At 39.6% G+C, this 19,126-nt stretch carries 13 protein-coding genes; 5 read left to right on the top strand and 8 right to left on the bottom strand.

The genetic code is table 11. From position 1 onward, the window contains the following. Positions 1 to 14: 14 nt before the first annotated feature. On the top strand, positions 15 to 1,136 hold the full coding sequence (locus tag KQI66_RS01910) for a 2-hydroxyacyl-CoA dehydratase subunit D (protein WP_216427021.1): 1,122 nt from the start codon (positions 15 to 17) through the stop codon (positions 1,134 to 1,136). A 162-nt stretch (positions 1,137 to 1,298) separates the two neighbouring features. Here KQI66_RS01910 and KQI66_RS01905 read toward each other — a convergent pair whose 3' ends face one another. The 6 genes from KQI66_RS01905 to KQI66_RS01880 form a co-directional block, all read right to left on the bottom strand. Continuing rightward, positions 1,299 to 3,761 (bottom strand): TIR domain-containing protein, encoded by a 2,463-nt coding sequence (locus tag KQI66_RS01905; protein WP_216427020.1) that lies wholly within the window; start codon positions 3,759 to 3,761, stop codon positions 1,299 to 1,301. A gap of 48 nt (positions 3,762 to 3,809) precedes the next feature. Continuing rightward, positions 3,810 to 5,267, bottom strand: a complete 1,458-nt coding sequence (locus KQI66_RS01900; protein WP_216427019.1) for an SPFH domain-containing protein — start codon at positions 5,265 to 5,267, stop codon at positions 3,810 to 3,812. A gap of 182 nt (positions 5,268 to 5,449) precedes the next feature. Further along, a complete protein-coding gene (arcC, locus tag KQI66_RS01895; protein ID WP_216427018.1) occupies positions 5,450 to 6,379 on the bottom strand; it encodes a carbamate kinase in 930 nt (309 codons plus the stop codon). Between the two features lie 128 nt (positions 6,380 to 6,507). After that, the gene (gene ygeW, locus KQI66_RS01890; RefSeq protein WP_216427017.1) at positions 6,508 to 7,698 is read right to left on the bottom strand and encodes a knotted carbamoyltransferase YgeW; all 1,191 of its coding nucleotides are present in this window, start codon (positions 7,696 to 7,698) and stop codon (positions 6,508 to 6,510) included. Between the two features lie 34 nt (positions 7,699 to 7,732). Next, positions 7,733 to 8,926 (bottom strand): YgeY family selenium metabolism-linked hydrolase, encoded by a 1,194-nt coding sequence (locus KQI66_RS01885; RefSeq protein ID WP_216427016.1) that lies wholly within the window; start codon positions 8,924 to 8,926, stop codon positions 7,733 to 7,735. A gap of 4 nt (positions 8,927 to 8,930) precedes the next feature. Next, positions 8,931 to 9,584 (bottom strand): helix-turn-helix transcriptional regulator, encoded by a 654-nt coding sequence (locus tag KQI66_RS01880; protein WP_216427015.1) that lies wholly within the window; start codon positions 9,582 to 9,584, stop codon positions 8,931 to 8,933. Between the two features lie 260 nt (positions 9,585 to 9,844). Between KQI66_RS01880 and KQI66_RS01875 the strand changes: the two genes are divergently transcribed. Then, entirely contained in the window at positions 9,845 to 11,533 is a 1,689-nt protein-coding gene (locus KQI66_RS01875; protein ID WP_216427014.1) for a carbohydrate-binding domain-containing protein, read from the top strand. A 57-nt stretch (positions 11,534 to 11,590) separates the two neighbouring features. On the opposite strand, the gene KQI66_RS01870 is transcribed toward KQI66_RS01875, so the two are convergent. Both KQI66_RS01870 and KQI66_RS01865 read right to left on the bottom strand, forming a co-directional pair. Continuing rightward, positions 11,591 to 12,079 (bottom strand): HD domain-containing protein, encoded by a 489-nt coding sequence (locus KQI66_RS01870; RefSeq protein ID WP_216427013.1) that lies wholly within the window; start codon positions 12,077 to 12,079, stop codon positions 11,591 to 11,593. Between the two features lie 29 nt (positions 12,080 to 12,108). Next, positions 12,109 to 13,323: a copper amine oxidase N-terminal domain-containing protein gene (locus KQI66_RS01865; RefSeq protein WP_216427012.1), complete on the bottom strand. Its 1,215-nt coding sequence runs from the start codon at positions 13,321 to 13,323 to the stop codon at positions 12,109 to 12,111. A 701-nt stretch (positions 13,324 to 14,024) separates the two neighbouring features. Here KQI66_RS01865 and pckA point away from each other — a divergent pair. From pckA to guaA, 3 genes are all read left to right on the top strand, one after another. Continuing rightward, positions 14,025 to 15,599, top strand: coding sequence for a phosphoenolpyruvate carboxykinase (ATP) (gene pckA, locus KQI66_RS01860; RefSeq protein WP_216427011.1), 1,575 nt, complete (start codon positions 14,025 to 14,027; stop codon positions 15,597 to 15,599). 299 nt (positions 15,600 to 15,898) lie between these two features. Beyond that, positions 15,899 to 17,353 carry an IMP dehydrogenase gene (guaB, locus tag KQI66_RS01855; RefSeq protein ID WP_216427010.1) on the top strand — a complete coding sequence of 485 codons (1,455 nt, stop codon included), beginning with the start codon at positions 15,899 to 15,901 and terminating at the stop codon, positions 17,351 to 17,353. 15 nt (positions 17,354 to 17,368) lie between these two features. After that, positions 17,369 to 18,907, top strand: a complete 1,539-nt coding sequence (gene guaA / locus KQI66_RS01850) for a glutamine-hydrolyzing GMP synthase (RefSeq protein WP_216427009.1) — start codon at positions 17,369 to 17,371, stop codon at positions 18,905 to 18,907. Positions 18,908 to 19,126 lie beyond the last annotated feature (219 nt).

Genomic DNA, 19,126 nt, shown 5'->3' with positions numbered 1-19,126 from the left:
GGAGGAATAACGTCATGAGAACAATCGACAGCATTATAGCTGAATTACAGGCCGTTGCTTCAAACCCTAAGAAAGCAATGGATGATTATAAAAAAGCAACAGGTAAAGGTGCAGTTGGTATCATGCCCGTTTATTCACCTGAAGAGCTTGTACACGCAGCAGGTTACCTTCCCATGGGTATGTGGGGCGGCAGCAAGAGCATTTCAAAGGCAAGAGCATTCCTTCCTCCTTTCGCATGTTCAATCATGCAGGAAGTTATGGAGCTTGAGCTTGAAGGTGCATATGATGACCTTGAAGCAGTTGTATTCTCAGTTCCTTGCGATACATTAAAATGTATGAGCCAGAAATGGAAAGGTAAATGCCCTACAATCACATTTACACATCCTCAGAACAGAAAAATCGCTGCTGCTAATGTATTCACAAAGGGCGAATATGAAGTAGTTAAAGAAAAGTTTGAGCAGATTCTCGGTGTAAAAATCACAGATGAAGCTATAGAAAACAGCATTAAGGTATACAATGCAAACAGACAGGCTATGAGAGCATTCTCAGACCTTGCAGCAGAGTATCCTAACATTATCACACCCGCAAAACGTCATGCAGTAATCAAAGCAAGACATTTCATGGAAAAATCACAGCATACAGCTCTTGTAAACGAGCTTATCGAAGCTGTTAAAAAGACAGAAAAACAGCCTTGGACAGGTAAGAAAGTTATTCTTACAGGTATCATGGCAGAGCCCGACGGACTTCTTGACATTCTCCAGGCTAACAACTTTGCTGTTGTTGCTGATGACCTTGCTCAGGAAGGCAGACAGTTCAGAGTTGACGTTGAGGAAAACACAGGCGATCCTCTTATGGCTCTTGCAAAAGCATGGCAGGCACTTGACGGATGTTCACTTGCAACAGATCCCGAAAAACCTCGTGGAAAAATGCTTATCGACATGGCTAAGAAATACAATGCAGATGCAGTTATCGTTTGCATGATGAAGTTCTGCGATCCCGAAGAGTGGGATTATCCTATCCTTATTCAGGAATTTGAAAAAGCAGGCGTTAAAAATATCCAGATTGAAGTTGACCAGGAAGCTACATCATATGAGCAGACAAAGACAAGACTTCAGTCATTCTCAGAAATACTTTGATCTAAAGTGCTTATATCCTCATTTAAATATAAGAAATAATTATGTTTGATCCCTAAATTGTAAAAAAATATAATCTACTTAAATGACGCATTTCGAAAGAGATGCGTCATTTTCATGTTATGATAAAGAAAAGAGCGGCATTGCCGCTCTTTTGGAGTGGATTTAGTCTTCAAGGCTTATCCACATTGACGGACGAACACCACCGGAAGAATCCCTTAGATTCGACGGTGTCATTCGTTTCCACCATTCATTTTTATCATTTATGCCGTTAGCTTTGGCATATTCGGTTGCAAATCTTAAACCTAAGTTAGCAATATTATAACTATCGTATTCATGGTTACTGATTAAAAAAACTTTATAAGTTATAGTATCTTTATTATCATAAGTATTTTTGTTCAGTTCTGTATCTAAAACTACTGATTGTTCGGTATTATCAAAAGCTGTATTAAAAAAGTCGTTGTTTAACCAATTTTGCAATGAACAAGAATACCAATGTATAATTGAACTATTAAATGAGTTATCAAATGGTTTAGCATCTAAGCAATATTTACTAATTAACCATAATTTGTTATTGTCTTTTTTTATTACTATCCATTCGATTGGTTCTTTTCCGTCAGATAAGTTGTTATCTTGTTCATAAGAACCAAATTTGATAGTATCTCCGACTTCAGCCAATTTATAATTATTTGATATAAGTTCAGTAAGTTTCTCATTGCTGTCTTTATAGTTTAAATCAGTTAAAATTTTATAAGCTGAATCATAATCTTCTGCTTCAATAAATGCCATAGCCTTATTGTATTTTTGACTTGGAATTACAACATTTACAACAAGCATAATGATTGCAAAGCAGGCAAGTACTATTGGAATAGCAATTTTTATTGTTTTAGCTTTTTTAGCTGCTTTTTCTTTGTCTTCTTTTTCTTTTCTTAACCTTTCGGCTTCCAAGCTTGCGATTCTATCTTTGCAATGTTCAATGAGAGCTGTCGAGTCCTTGTAATCAATTATGGATTCAAATTTTGATATTGCCTCTTTATGATTGCCGGCATTCATATCTATTGTTGCGGCTTCATAAATAGCTCCTTTTCTGCAATTTTCAGCTAAATCAAGGCATTTAGTTCTGAGTTGTTCCGAATCTTTATAGTCTATAATAGACTTGAAATGTGATGCAGTAGCCTTATAGGATTCCTCGGTTTTTGAATTTTCCATCCAATTTACAGCTGATACATAAATAGCTTCTTTTCTGGAATTTTCAGCTAAATCAAGACATTTAATTTTAAGCTGTTCCGAATCCTTATAGTTTAAAATAGATTCAAATTTTGATGCCGCTTTTTTATAGCTGTCTTCATTATTTGCATCATTCATTGATTTTACGGCAGCATTGTAAGCGTTTTCAAGGTTGCGGTTTACGATAAAATCAATGTAGCCTTCAAGCTCTGCTTTAAGCTCATCATTGCCAAAGCGTATAGCTTTACGGTAATTATCGTTATTATCAAATTTGTAAGGAGAGTTCTTAAGAGCTTCTTTTGTTTTTGCGTGTTCGTCAGCCATAAGCTTTCCGAGATATGCCATTGCGTTTTTCGGCTCAATATCAAGAACTTTTTCGCAATATTCATCTGCTTCTTTCCAGTTTCCGTCTTCAAGAAATAAATATGCTCGCTCAAGAAGGGGAGCGGCGTTTGAAATAGGGGTGCTTTCTATAACTTTTTCATGAATAACGGTTTTTGGTTCGGTATCAGCAATAATTTTTTTGATGCCACGGATTAAATCCTGCATAAATCCAAGCTTTGACATATCAAGAGCCTGTAAATGAGAAAATTCATCTGGAAGGTCATATGGATCCATGTCACGATATGCCGGAATAAGGACTTTTTTTGCTCCGTTTTTGATAAGGGCAAGATAACGGCTCCATTCGTTTTTAACCCATACGGCATTAAAATATTCCGGTTTTGTGCCGAGAACTACCATGATTTTTGCACTGTTTAATGCAGCAAATATGTATGGCTCATAATCAATGCCGAGCTTATCTTCAAGAGTGATTCTGGAGAAAAATACTTTGAAGCCTTCCTGTGTCAGCTGATGGTATAAATCTGTTGCTAAAACAGAGTCGGGAGTTCGTCTTCCGCTGTTGTCTGTTTCCTTGTAGCAAATAAATATATCAAATGGGTCTTCCTTTTGTGAAATTGCAAGAATACCTTTTTGTATTTCATTGATGGCATTTGCTTCTTCTTCGTAAACTTCTTGCTGAGCAGAATCGGCGTACTCTAAGGCTGATTTATAATTGTCATCATCAAATATAGATGTGAACTGAGAACGATTAACAGTCGGAACACGTTTATGCGTAGTCGGGTCTTCCACATATTCAATTCCGTAACGACAAAGCACAAGTGACCAGTATGCTTCGGCATCTGTTTTGTCCTCGCTTAGTATCTGTTCATACATACTCATTGCTTTGTCATAGTCATTGTTGCGGCGAAAATGGTTTGCACGATCATAGAGATTTGCCCGTCTTTCATCATCAAGCTTTGGTAATGTTTGTTTTGTACCACAGCTGTCACAGACTGCAACGGTGTCACCCGGATTAAATTCCAATGTACCACCGCACATTTTACATTTAAATACAGACATATTTTTATCCCCCTTAATAAGCTGTAAAATTATTTAATAAAACAAACTTTATATTAGTTTAGTTCCACACTCCAAACAAAATTTACCGTTTGGTGGAACTTCTGCTCCGCAATTAGGACATTTATTAATTAAAGGTTGACCGCATTCTATACAGAATTTACCTTTTGGTGTTTTCTTTCCGCAATTAGGACAAATAATTTCGTTATCAGAAAGAGTTTCAATTTTTGTTCCGCATTCAAGACAAAACTTTGCGTTTGAAGGCAATAAACTGCCACAGTTAGGACATTTTGTGTTCTGATTTTGTAAAGATTCTGAATTTGAAGCAGAAGTGTTGTCTGTGTTTCCGATATTGAAATTTTTCATTATAGCTCCAACTTGAGGAGCCATTGCATTCATTGCTGCCATACTCATACCAAGACCTAACATATCACCCATGGGAGAACCGCTTCCGGATGAAACGCCGGAACCCATGTTTCCGATACCTTCTGCATATGCCTTTTGTACCTCTGCTTGAAGAACATCTTTTTGATTGTATCCCTTAGCCTGCATAACGGTAGCTTCAGCCATGCCGCTTATTTGTGCAGCCTGTGCATCAGCCTGGGCTTGAATAAGTTTTCGTTCAGCCTCACGTTTGGCAATTTCGGTTTCGGTTGTTTGTCCTTCGAGAATAGCACCTCTCTGGGCTGCTTTAATTTTAGCCTCGGCTTCGGCTTCGGCAGCCATATATGAAGCGCGGTTTTGTGCCTGTGAGGCACGTACTTCAGCTTCGGCAGCCGCCATTTGTTTCTGTAAGGTAATTGTATGTAATTCACGAAGACGCCTGAAATTAGGGTCATCTTCCGGAAGAACAATGTTTGTTACATAAAATTGCTGAATTGAAAGACCGTATTCGTCAAATCCGGGAGCAATTTCTGTCTTAAGTACTTCTGAAAGCTCTGTTAAATGCTCATCTATTTCTACAATGTCAATATTTTTTTGCTTAATTGCTGAGGAAAGATTGGATTTAACCGCTGTTGTAATAAGAGGTCTGAAAGAGAGTTGCAATGACTTGGTGAAGCCAGCTCCTTCATTTTCCCATGCTATTCCCTTCATTGTTCCGACGAGGTTGACAAGAAGCTTTTTGCCGTCTGCAATCGATAGGTTCATGCTGCCTGATGCACCTAACTCAATGGGAACCCCTAAAGTCGGTTCATTAAATCTCACTTTCGAATCAGTTCCCCATTTAACAGCCATTTGAACGGTTTTATTAATGAAATAAACTTCGCAATGGAATACACTGATACCGGTAACAATATTAACTAACTTTGTAAGTATGGGAATATTATCTGCATCTAATTTGTATCTGCCGGGACCGAAAGTATCTGCTGCTTGTCCATTTGCAAAGAAAATCGCTTCTTGGCTTTCATGTACGATTAATTCGGTCATGTTGTTAAAATCTTCATGAGGATATTTCCAAATAAAGGTTGAATTATCGCCTTCATACTTTATTAGTTCGGAAAGAGCCATTTAACCTAACCTCCTATAATGATAAATATTACATCAAAATTTTACATTTCTTATTACTATTATATAGTGGAAATTGTATTATTTCAATGTAGATTTGTATATAGTTGTCAAAATAACAGCTATAAAAAAGAAAACCACTTACCTGAAACTTATAAAACAGATAAGTGGTGCATTAAACTTGTTTATTTAATTATTCTTGTGCCAGTTTTTCCGTTGATACCGTCCCTTGCTTTGTTAAGGTGAGTGATAAGTGCGGTTCTGCCAGGCTTTGATGATGCAAAATCGATAGCAGCCTGAACTTTGGGGAGCATTGAGCCTGCGGCAAAATGTCCTTCCTCAATATATTTATTCATTTCGTCAACGGTTACATTATAAAGCTCTTTTTCATTCGGTTTGCCGAAATTGATTGCTACTGTTTCAACCGCAGTAAGTATTACAAGGCAGTCTGCATCAAGATTTTTAGCCATTAGACAGCTTGCAAAGTCTTTATCTATGACTGCGCCGACACCGCGTAAATGGTTGCCTTTTGCATGAACAACCGGAATACCGCCACCGCCTGCCGCAATTACAACATTTCCGTTGTCTACAAGTGATTTTATTACATCAAGCTCAACGATCTCGACGGGTTTGGGCGATGCTATTGTTCGTCTGTAACCTCTGCCGGCATCTTCCATAACAGTGTAGCCGAGCTTTATAAGCTCATCAGCCTCCGCTTTGTCCATGAAACGTCCGATAGGCTTAGTAGGGGAGAGAAAAGCCGGATCGTCCTTGTCAACAACAACCTGTGTTATCAGTGTACATACGCCTTTGTGAATGCCTCTGTCCAAAAGCTCTTCACGAAGTGCATTCTGTAAGTCATATCCGATATAGCCCTGACTCATGGCATCGCAGACCGACATGGGAATAACCGGAAGGTCTGGCTGTGCCTTGTGGAGCTCGCCCATGGCAATATTAATCATGCCGACCTGTGGGCCGTTTCCGTGTGAAAGTATTACGGTGTTTCCGTCTTCTATTAAATCAGCAATAACTTTAACTGTTTTTTTTACATTTACCATCTGTTCCGGCAGCGTATCACCAAGAGCATTGCCACCGAGTGCAATTACAACCTTCATAAAATAGCCCCCAATCTATATATGTTGAAAAATCTTTAATTGACAAAAGGGTTGTGTAAACAACCCCATTGTTGACTTTCAAATATTTTAGTAAAATTTAGTGAACAAGTCGAGAAGCTGTTTTCGACTTAATGCTTTAATCTCTCGTCGCCTTCGTTAAGCTTTTTGAGCATTGCAACGGGATCTTTAACCTTTGCAAGGAAAATCATAGCTGCAATGATATAAGGCTTAAAGCTTGCCTCTTTGTAAAGTGGCTCACGATATCTGTCGAATACAGAAGCGGCAACTTCTCCGGCTTCACAGCTTACTCCTGTGATGTCGGCAGGGAGACAATGAAGATATAATGCCTTGCCGTCCTTTGTAAGCTTCATCATTTCTTCTGTACATTCCCAATCCTTGTGCTCAGCGTTCTGTGCAAGAAGACGTGCCTCAAGCTCCTTAATACCTTCCATATCTCCGTTTCCGAAAAGCTCTGTTCTTTCTTCCATAGCTTTGAAAGGAGCCCAGCTCTTAGGATATACGATGTCGGCATCCTTGAAAGCATCTTCCATGCTGTTTGTTACTCTGAAAGAACCACCGCTCTTTTCAGCGTTTTCTTTTGCAACTTCCATAACATTGTCCATAACCTCGTAGCCTTCGGGATGAGCAAGAACAACGTCCATGCCGAAACGTGTCATAAGACCGATAACACCCTGGGGAACTGAAAGAGGCTTGCCGTATGAAGGTGAATATGCCCAAGTCATGGCAACTTTTTTGCCCTTGAGGTTTTCAACTCCGCCAAACTCATGGATAATGTGAAGAGTATCTGCCATTACCTGTGTAGGGTGGTCAATATCACACTGAAGGTTTACAAGAGTGGGGCGCTGTTCGAGAATTCCGGCTTTGTAGCCTTCGTCAACGGCGTCAGCAAAGTCGTGCATATATTTGTTACCCTTGCCGATGTACATATCATCACGAATACCAACCGTGTCAGCCATAAATGAAACCATGTTTGCTGTTTCTCTTAATGTTTCGCCATGAGCAATCTGTGATTTGCTTTCATCAAGGTCTTGCACCTCAAGACCGAGAAGGTTGCAGGCTGAAGCATATGAAAAACGTGTTCTTGTTGAATTATCTCTGAATATTGAGATACCAAGACCGCTGTCAAAAATCTTTGTTGATTTGTTCTGTTTTCTGAGATTTCTGAGTGCATCTGCAACTGTGAAAACAGCCTCAAGTTCCTCATCTGTCTTTTCCCATGTAAGGAAAAAGTCATTTTTATACATATTTCTGTATTCAAGTTTTTCAAGCTTTTCAATATATTCGTTGAAGTTATCCATTGATGTTGTCCTCCTATTTATGTTCAGCCTTAGATTATTTGTTGTAGAGCATAGGTACAGCCGCATAAACTGCCGCACAGTTGATTAAATCCTGTTTCCATGTTCTTTCGTTGGGAGCATGGGCCTGTGCCTCTCTGCCGGGGCCAAAGCCTATGCAGGGAATGCCGTAACGTCCCATTATTGATACACCGTTTGTTGAGAACGTCCATTTGTCAACAACGGGTTCGCCGATAAGAGCCTTGTGCGATGCAACAAGAGCCTTGCATGCAGGGTGGTCTTCGGGAATAACCCAAGTAGGGAAGAATGCCTCTGTCGGATATGTAAGACCTTTCCAGCTGGGACGTGCATAGTCATACATTGTGACCTCTGCATTGTATTTCTTAACTGAAGGAAGTGCCTTGATTTCATCAAGAGCTGTTAAGTATGTTTCGCCGTCTGTAAGTCGTCTGTCGATTGAGATAGCACACATATCGGCAACTGCACAGCGTGAAGGAGAGTTGAAGAAAATCTGTGAAACGGCAAGAGTGCCTTTTCCGAGAAATTCATCATAATGAAGCTTGTCATTAAGATCTCTTACTTCCTGAATGATTTCGCTCATCTTGTAGATTGCGTTGTCGCCTCTTTCGGGAGCAGAACCGTGACAGCTTATGCCTTCAACCTGTACACGGATTTCCATACGTCCTCTGTGGCCTCTGTAAATCTTGTTGTCAGTCGGCTCCGTTATAACTACAAATTCAGGTTTAACCTTATCTTCATTTATAATATACTGCCAGCAAAGACCGTCGCAGTCTTCCTCCTGAACAGTACCTGTAACGAGAACTGTAACATCATCGGGAATAAGACCTAAATCCTTCATTATTTTAGCACCGTAAACAGAGCTTACGATACCGCCGAGCTGGTCAGATGCACCACGGCCGCCGATTTCTTCGTCTGTTTCATAGCCTTCGTAAGGATCGAATGTCCAGTTGATGATTTCGCCGATGCCTACTGTATCGATATGAGCGTCAAAAGCAATGATTTTTTCGCCTTTTCCCATGTAACCCATTACGTTTCCCATAGGATCGATAACAACCTTATCAAAGCCTACTTCCTTCATTTCAGCCTCGATACGTTTGATAACGCCTTCTTCGCCGCAGCTTTCGCCGGGAATAGCAATAAGATCTCTTAAAAATTTAGTCATCTGCGGAAGATAAGCCTTTGCTGCTTCGTTGATTTTTGCGTAATCCATAGTTTCAGTCCTCCTGTTTATCTTTTTTCTTTCCGATGTCAATGTAATTATATAAAGTGAATTTTGAAATACCGAAATAGCTGGCAACCTTATCTCCGGATTTTGTAATAAGAAAGGCTCCGGAATCATTAAGGAAATTGATTGCCTTTATTTTGTCGTCTTTACTCATAAGAGCAACAGGCTTTCCAACCTGTATAACGGACTGCTTGATAAGCTCATCGAGCAGTTCCTCCACATTGGCGGCAATTTTCGGTGTTTCGGTTTTTGTATCTACCGTTCCGGTGAAAGAGCGTATTACGTTTTCTGCCATGGCAAGATATGTAATATCATAATTTATGGCAAATACGCCTTCGATTTTATCTTCATCATTTCTGATATAGATTGTGGTAGAACGGAGAATTTTTCCGTCTTCGGTATGGGTAAGATAAGAAATATGATCTTCAGCTCTGTCCTCACCCATAATGGCATCAAGTACAGCCTGTGAAGGACCGTCACCGAGCTTTCTGCCGGAAATCTGTCCGTTTTCGATGGCGGCGATACTGCTTAAGCTTCCGTCGTGCGGATTGATGTCATGTATAACAATTTCGCAGTTCTCACCGAACTGTGCGGCAAGACCATGACTGAGCCGGGTAAGGAAATCGAGCATCTTTTTATCCATAAATGCCTCAATCCTCTCATATTTTTATATTACAATAATAACATACGGAGAATGAAAATCAAGAGTTTTTCAGAAAAAAAGTTAGGCATTCAAAAAAAGTTTTAGAAATATATTGTCTGAATATGTTTATATACAACAATTCTAAATTAGAACGGTTTAAAGTTATTCTAATTTATATTTTAATTCTGTTAAATGGTTTCTAAATAACTTTTATATTAGAATAATATCCGTAATAAAAAATAAACGAAAGGATGATGTAAATGAGAACAAAAATTTTGAATAAAATAGTTGCACTGGGAACGGTTTCTCTTATGACAACGGCTTGTGTGCCGGCTTCATCGGCAATGACTGAGGACATAAAGGCCGATTCGGTAATTGAGCTGAGCGACAGCGAAATACTTGTTGACGGAGAGAAAGCATCGACAGACAGCAGTTCGGCAGTCTATACCGGTGCAGACATAATTTATTATGAGGACGGAACAGACGAAAGCTACGGTGCAGGAACGGAGGCCGAAAAGCATTCGGCAGAGGAGGCTGCCGCAAATACGGTGGTTACAATAACAGAGCCGGGCACATATGAAATAAAAGGAACGCTTTCAAACGGACAGCTTGCCAGTGACCTTGGCGAAGATGCAGAGGACGATCCAAATGCGGTTGTAACGCTTGTGCTTGACGGTGTTGATATTAACTGCTCGGTTGCACCGGCTGTAATATTCTATAATGTGTATGAATGCGGTTCTGGTGATACGGAAACCGCAACAAGCGATGTTGATACATCAGCGGCAGGAGCAAATGTAATAATAGCAGACGGAACTGTAAACAACATAACAGGCTCGCATGTGGCAAAAATCTATAAGGATGGAACAACTGATAAAAAATATAAATTTGACGGGGCTTTCTATTCTAAAATGTCAATGAATATTGACGGAGGAACACTCGGAACAGGCAGACTTAACATAACAGCCGATAACGAAGGCCTTGACAGTGAGCTTCACCTTACTATTAACGGTGGAATTATACATATAAATTCTGCTGATGACGGTATCAATACAAATGAGGACGGAGTAAGCGTAACAACGATAAACGGCGGTTATCTTTATATCTTTGCCGGAAACGGAGCAGAAGGCGACGGCATTGACTCAAACGGCTGGATTGTAATAAACGGCGGTACTGTTATTTCTCTTGCAAATCCCAATTCAATGGACGGCGGAATTGATTCCGATATGGGAACATATATAAACGGCGGTACAGTTGTAGGTGCAGGCGAAATGTATGATGAAATTGAAAATGATTCTGAACAGCTCTTTATGTTTATGCAGTTTGCGGAAGATACCGATGATACAATAGTTGTGACAGATGAAAACGACAATCCTGTATTTGCATATGATTTCCCTTATGATTATACATATATAGTATTCAGTACACCGAAGCTTGCGGAAGGAACATACCATGTTTATATAGGCGGAAGCATTGAAGGAACAGAGGAGGACGGACTTTATACAAGCATAACATCATATACGGACGGAACACAGCTTAAGCATGGTGGAGAATTAAAGGGCGGAATGAACGGAGAACCGCCTGCAAGATCGGATAACAATGGAGAAATGCCTAAAAATTCACCAAATTCAGACGGAACACAGCCTACACCACCGGAAAAGCCGGAAAACACTAATAATTCAGAAGGTTCTTCAGACAGCTCCAAGACACCTCCTGAAAAACCGGAAAATGAACCTAATACGGACAACTCTCAGACAACACCTCCCGAAAAACCGGAAGGAAACGGAGAGCCTAAGGAAAAGCCGGAAGGCGGCTTCGGAGACCATATGGGTATGAATAATTCAGCTGAAGAGGAAAGCTCAGACTTTGTTTTTACGAGAGAGACAAGAAACTTTACAAATGTAACATATGCAGAAAGTGCAACAGAAAGCACAAAAACAACGGCCGCATAATGGCATAACATAAATAAACGGACATCTTTTCTAAATGAATTGGTGTCCGTTTTGTGTTTAAAGCTTATAAATTGATTTCAGCATGGCAAGACCTGTTTTTGTCTTGAAATATCTCTCTGCCATATTAGCGATATTTTCTTTTGAATACTTACTTTCGTCGGCATTTACAAGATAATCGGCCTCAATAAGTATCTGGTAATCAATGCCGTCTATTGCGTTTAATGTATGGTGATGACCTACAAGATAGGCAACTCTTTCTATGAATTTGTCCGAATAGCCGGTGTCCTTAAGAAATTCCTTTGTCAGCTCAATGCCTTCAAGCTCCTGATATTTTCCGTTTGTGTTGCCGTATTTAAGACGGCAGAGCGGACAGGCTATGTCATGAACCAATGCGGCAACCTCGATAAGTTCAACGGTATCTTTGTCAAGTCCTTCGGCTTTGGCTATTGCCTGTGCATAACCATGCACCTTCATAAAGTGTGCTATGTCGTGAAGATTTCCGTCTGAAAAGTCAATCATTTTTAAAAGTATATCTGTTGATGTCATTGATGTCAGCTCCTTGCATATTTTGAAAATTATTTTATTTCTCCACCAACAGCCTTTTTGGTAGCGGTGTAAATTTCTTCCTTGTTGTCGTAATCTATTCTTGATTTTTCAACGATTTTCTCTTGCTCACTGAGAAGTCTCTCGTTTTTGGCAATTGCAGATTCAAGCTCTGCAAGCTGTTTTGTATAGGTTTCTATCTGATATTTTGGTGTTGTCGGCGAGTTAAGCTTTTTTCTGATTGAATCCGCATTAAGCTTGTCTGTTTTTATAACAGACGTAATTCTGTCACGTTCGGCCATTGCTTCGTTATATCTGAATTTAGCCGTAACAAAATCATCGATTATTTTGTTCAGCTCGTCCATTGTTTTGTAGCGTTCTTTTCCGAAATAAACGCTTTTTGTTGCAGGAGAAGGAACATTTATGTTGTCGGCAAGCTTCTGCATTTTTACTGTATCGTCAGTAGGTGATAATCTTCGGAATTTGAAATAATTATCATAGAACTGATATTTTGTGCTTGGATTAATAACCATTTCCGTAAAATTATCGTTTACCTGTATAGAAGAATTTACGGATTTTTTATTATCATTATCATAGCTTGTTCCTTTATATGAGCCCTTGCTTCCGGTTATGTCTTTCACTATATTGTGACCTGTTACATATTTGGTGTCAAGCTTTGTTGCCGGAGAAATGCCACTTATAACTGCGTTATAGCTGTTACCGCTTTTAACTACGGTTATCGTCATTCCGTAGTAACGGTTGTATGCACAGTTTACCCATTCACCTTCGATTGATTTATATTTAATGTTATCTTCGGTTGAAATATCAATACGTCTTGTTGCCGAATTCCAGTCAACATCAGCACCCAGCAGCTCGGATATGCTTCTTAACGGTACGAGAGTCCTTCCGTCGGAAATTACGGGATAGGGCGATTTTGCGGATTTTTTGCCGTTTATAACAATGTCGTTTTTGCCGACATAAAGCTTTATTGTGTCACTGTTGTTTATGACGGTAATGCTTTTTTCGCTGTCGTTCCATTTTACATCTGCACCGAGAGCCTCAAATATTCCTCTCATAGGTACGTATGTAGTTCCGTCATTTATTGACGGTTCGGTATCAAACACAATGGGAACATTATTGAGGTAAACCGAAATTTTCTGCTCTGCCGCAGAAACGGGAAAAACCATGGCTGCGGAAAGGATAACCGGAGCAACAACGGACATTGCCTTTTTAGTAAATTTAAGCATAGTAAGCCCCCTTTTAATTTTTATTTAATTATATCAGCATATGTAATGTAAAACAATTAAAACTTGTATATTTGCTTATTATGAAAATGATATAATACAATCTTTACACAAAATAACAATAATAGTCGCAATTTGTGAATTTAATCTGAATTAAGTTTAAATTGTTGTACAATTTTGAAAAAGTGTAAAAAAATTTTTTTGAAAAATGTGTTTTTTGTTCACTATTGTGGTAAAGTATTGGTGTATAATAAAAAGCAGTAAAAATAATGTAAAAAGTTTATTCCAATTGATAAAATATGGGTGGAATGACTGAAAAATTTATGATATACTTGTTTAGAAAGTTTTCTGTTAAAGGTTTTTAAAATAAATTTTTAAGAGCTAAAGGCTTATAAGCGGAAAGGTTCGGAAAACAATAGTCATGACTTTCGTAAACGAAAGTTGCTTCGCAACTGTGCTGTCTTGCACAGTCAACGGTTTTCCGAGTGGAATCCATACTGTCATGACTTTTGCTTTGAAAAAGCAAAAGCGGCTTTGCCGCCGCACTGTCTTGTGCGGTCAATAGACGGGATTCACTTCCGTCGAGGAGAACGGCGTGTTTCAAGGCTTTTATTTAAAAGCCGATGGAATAGACGTTCATGCCTTAATTTAAACAAGTCGAAAACCTGTTTTCGACTTATAGATTATATTAGGAGGAAATTTTAATGAAAACATTAAATGCCATTGAGCTCGGTATCGGCGGCAACGGTGTTGTATACCGTAATCTTACTGCACCCCAGCTTGTTGAAATCGCATTGAAACATGGAGAAGGTGTGCTTTCGGACACAGGTGCTCTTGTTGTGAACACAGGTAAATATACAGGTCGTTCACCTGACGATAAATATATCGTTGATACACCTGCAGTACATGATGACATTGCATGGGGAAGTGTAAACCGTCCCATCGAAAAAGAAAAGTTTGACCTTATAAAGAGTAAAATGCTCGCCTATCTTCAGAATCGTGAGCTTTATGTATTTGACGGTTTTGCCGGAGCAGACAGAAAGTACTCAAAGAAATTCAGAATTATAAATGAGCTTGCTTCACAGAACCTTTTCATTCAGAACCTCCTTGTTGAGCCTGAGGCAGAGGATTTAGAGGACTTTGTTCCCGATTATACAATCATCGCAGCTCCCGGATTCAAATGTATTCCTGAAGTTGACGGAACAAACAGCGAGGCTTGCATTGCAATAGACTATGAGGCAAAAACAGTGCTTATTGCCGGTTCACAGTACAGCGGAGAAATCAAAAAGAGCGTATTCTCTGTTATGAACTATGTTCTTCCTAAGAACGGCGTTCTTTCAATGCACTGCTCGGCAAACATTGGTAAGGATGGCGATACTGTTGTATTCTTCGGACTTTCCGGAACAGGAAAAACAACTCTTTCTGCAGATCCCGAAAGAAAGCTTATCGGTGATGACGAGCATGGCTGGTCTGATGACGGTGTATTCAATATCGAAGGTGGCTGTTATGCAAAATGTATAGACCTTACTGAAGAAAATGAACCTGAAATATTCAGAGCAATCAAGTTCGGAACACTTCTTGAAAATGTAATTATCGATCCCGAAACACGTACACCGGATTTCAGCGATAAATCACTTACTGAAAATACAAGAGCCGGTTATCCGGTATCATATATTCCCAATGCAGAAATGAGCGGAAAGGGTGCACAGCCTTCAACTGTTATTTTCCTTACAGCTGATGCTTTCGGTGTACTTCCGCCTATCTCAAGACTTGATAACGATATGGCCATGTTCCATTTTGTATCGGGCTACACAAGCAAGCTTGCCGGAACAGAAAGAGGAATTACAGAGCCTCAGACAACGTTCTCAACATGCTTCGGAGCTCCTTTCCTTCCTCTTGATCCAAGCGTATATGCGGAAATGCTCGGAGAAAGAATTAAGAGAAACAATGCCAGAGTATTCCTTATCAATACAGGCTGGTCAGGCGGTTCATACGGCACAGGCAGCAGAATTAAGTTAAAATATACAAGAGCTATGGTTTCCGCGGCACTTAAAGGCGATCTTGATAAGGTTGAATATGTTCTTGATGATATATTTAATGTATTTATTCCCAAAACATGCCCTAATGTACCGGAAGAAATTCTTAATCCTAAGAACACATGGGAAGATAAAGAGGCTTATGATAAGACAGCAAAGGCTCTTTCGGCTAAGTTCAATGAGAACTTCAAAAAATATACACATATGCCTGAAAATGTAGTTAAGGCAGGTCCTAATTACTAAAAAATTATCCTTCGGTTTCGGATTTCCATACCGAAGGATTTTTGCTGATTAATAGAAAAAAATAACGGCACAAGTGAAAAGTTGCACATTAAAAACATATTTAATGTAAAGAATAAATACGAGTTTTACAAAAATCGCAAATCGGTCGGAAGATGTCGTATTTTCGTTGACAAAGAGGTTGTTTTTTTGTTAAAATTGTTAATCAAATTAACGGCAAGGCTGTGATGTGATATTTGTATTAATATGTGCAAAAATGCTCTGCCAAATCAAAAAATATATAAAGAAGGGGACTAACGGCTATGAATAAGATTGTAAAAGAAGGCTTAACATTTGACGATGTGCTTCTCATTCCTGCTAAGAGCAATGTTCTTCCCAAAGACGTTGATCTTACAACAAGACTTACAAATAAAATCACTCTTAACGCACCTATTATGAGTGCCGGAATGGATACCGTAACAGATTCAAAAATGGCAATTGCCATGGCAAGACAGGGCGGTATCGGAATTATCCATAAAAATATGTCTATTGCAAGACAGGCAGAAGAGGTAGATAAGGTTAAGCGTTCCGAAAACGGCGTAATTACAGATCCTTTTTATCTTTCGGAGGATCATTATTTATATGATGCAGTTGCCCTTATGGAAAAATACCGTATATCAGGCGTTCCTATTACAGAGCATGGTAAGCTTAAAGGTATTCTTACAAACCGTGATATGCGTTTTGAAACAAACTATAATAAGAGAATTACCGACGTAATGACTAAGGATAACCTTATAACAGCACCCGTAGGAACAACACTTCTTGATGCTAAGAAAATCCTTACAAAGCATAAAATCGAAAAACTTCCAATCGTTGATAAGGACGGTTATCTTAAAGGTCTTATAACAATCAAGGATATTGAAAAGGCTATCAAATATCCTAATTCTGCAAAGGATGCACAGGGCAGACTTCTTGCCGGTGCGGCAGTAGGAGCAACAGCCGATGTTCTTAACAGAATGGCAGCTCTTATCGAGGCTAATGTAGACGTTATCGTTATCGATACCGCTCATGGCCATTCAGCAGGTGTTATCGAAACTATTAAGAAGATTAAGACAGTTTATCCCGATGTTCAGCTTATTGCCGGAAACGTAGCAACAGGCGAAGCAACAAGAGCGCTTATCGAAGCCGGTGCAGACTGCGTTAAGGTTGGTATCGGACCCGGTTCTATTTGTACAACACGAGTTGTTGCAGGTATTGGTGTTCCTCAGCTTACAGCAGTGCTTGACTGTGCAGAGGTTGCCAAAGAATACAATATTCCTATCATCGCCGACGGCGGTATCAAATATTCAGGAGATATTGTTAAAGCTATTGCTGCCGGAGCAAATGTATGTATGCTCGGAAGTTACTTCGCAGGTTGTGAGGAAAGCCCGGGAGAAACAGAACTTTACCAGGGAAGAAAATATAAAGTATACAGAGGAATGGGTTCACTTGCCGCTATGGAATGTGGAAGTAAGGACAGATATTTCCAAGAAGACGCTAAAAAACTTGTTCCCGAAGGCGTTGAAGGACGTATTGCATATAAAGGCAGCGTAGAGGATTCAGTATACCAGCTTATGGGCGGTCTTCGTTCAGGTATGGGCTACTGCGGAGCAAGAACTATTGACGAATTAAGAGAGAATGGCAGATTTATCAAAATGACAAGTGCAGGTCTCAGAGAAAGCCATCCTCATGACATCCAGATTACAAAAGAGGCACCTAATTACAGTGTAGAGTATTAATTTGGAGGATATATAATGAAAAATCAGTTTGTACTTATACTTGACTTCGGCGGACAGTATAATCAGCTTATTGCAAGAAGAGTCCGTGAATGTAATGTATATTGTGAGGTAAAGCCTTACACAATGTCTATCGATGAGATTAAAGAAAAAAATCCTGTCGGAATTATTTTCACAGGTGGCCCTAACAGTGTTTATGATGAAAAATCTCCTCATATTTCAAAAGAAGTATTTGAACTTGGTGTGCCTGTGCTTGGAATCTGCTATGGTTGTCAGATTATGGCATATACACTCGGCGGTACTGTTACATCGGCAAACTCAAAGAGCGAATACGGTAAAACAGAGGTTACACTTGATACGGCAAGCAAGCTTTTCAAGGGTGTAAATAAAGAAGAAATATGCTGGATGAGCCATACCGATTATGTATCACAGGTTCCCGAAGGCTTTAAAGTAACAGCTACATCTTCAACATGCCCGACAGCGGCAATGGAATGCCCTGAGAAAAACTTCTATGCTGTTCAGTTCCATCCCGAAGTAAACCATACACCTAATGGAAGGACTATGCTTAAAAACTTCCTTTATGATGTATGCGGCTGTACAGGCGATTGGGTAATGAAAAACTACATTGAAGAGCAGATTAAGGCAATCAGAGAAAAGGTTGGCGACGGTAAAGCTCTTTGTGCACTTTCAGGCGGAGTTGACTCAAGCGTTGTTGCCGCTCTTGTAAGTAAAGCAATCGGTAAACAGCTTACTTGTGTATTTGTTGACCACGGTCTTATGCGTAAGAATGAAGGCGATGAGGTTGAGCACGTATTTGACGGTTTCTTTGATTCAAACTTTGTCAGAGTAAATGCAAAGGACAGATTCCTTGATAAGCTTAAAGGCGTTAAGGATCCCGAAAAGAAGAGAAAAATCATCGGTGAGGAATTCATCCGTGTGTTTGAAGATGAGGCTAAGAAAATCGGTAAGGTTGATTTCCTTGTACAGGGAACAATTTATCCGGACGTAATCGAAAGCGGTCTTGGTGACAGTGCTGTTATAAAGTCACATCATAATGTCGGCGGTCTTCCTTCAGTTGTAGATTTCAAAGAGCTTATTGAGCCTTTAAGACTTCTTTTCAAGGACGAGGTTCGTCAGATGGGTACAGAGCTTGGACTTCCCGATTATATCGTTTGGAGACAGCCTTTCCCAGGTCCGGGACTTGGTATCCGTGTTATCGGCGAGGTAACAGAGGATAAGCTTGAAATTCTTCGTGATGCAGATGCTATTTTCAGAGAAGAAATCAAGAACGCGGGACTTGACAGAAGCATTAACCAGTATTTTGCAGTAATCACAGATCTTCGCTCGGTAGGCGTTATGGGTGATGGCAGAACATATGACTATACAATAGCACTCAGAGGCGTTACAACGACTGACTTTATGACAGCCGATTGGGCAAGAATACCTTATGATGTGCTTGATAGAGTAAGCGTAAGAATTGTTAATGAAGTTAAGCATGTAAATAGAGTATGCTATGATATAACAAGTAAACCGCCCGCAACTATTGAGTGGGAATAATTAACGAAGGCTCAAAAACCCAGTAATATCAAGGTTTTTCGGACTTCGACCACCCCTTTTGATAACAATTTGATAACACCCTTTGAAGCACCCTTTATTCTATATCCCGTATGGTTTGCAGGTTATCAGAATAAACAATGCGTGGATTGGGACTAATGTAACCGTATTATAAGACGATGAAAGCCCTTAACTGTGGATAACGCAGTTAAGGGCTTTTTG

It is taken from the genome of Anaerotignum sp. MSJ-24 (assembly GCF_018918145.1).
Taxonomy (GTDB): domain Bacteria; phylum Bacillota; class Clostridia; order Lachnospirales; family Anaerotignaceae; genus Metalachnospira.
Note: the sequence above shows the minus strand (reverse complement) of the source record. Positions and strands in the feature narration are given on the sequence as shown.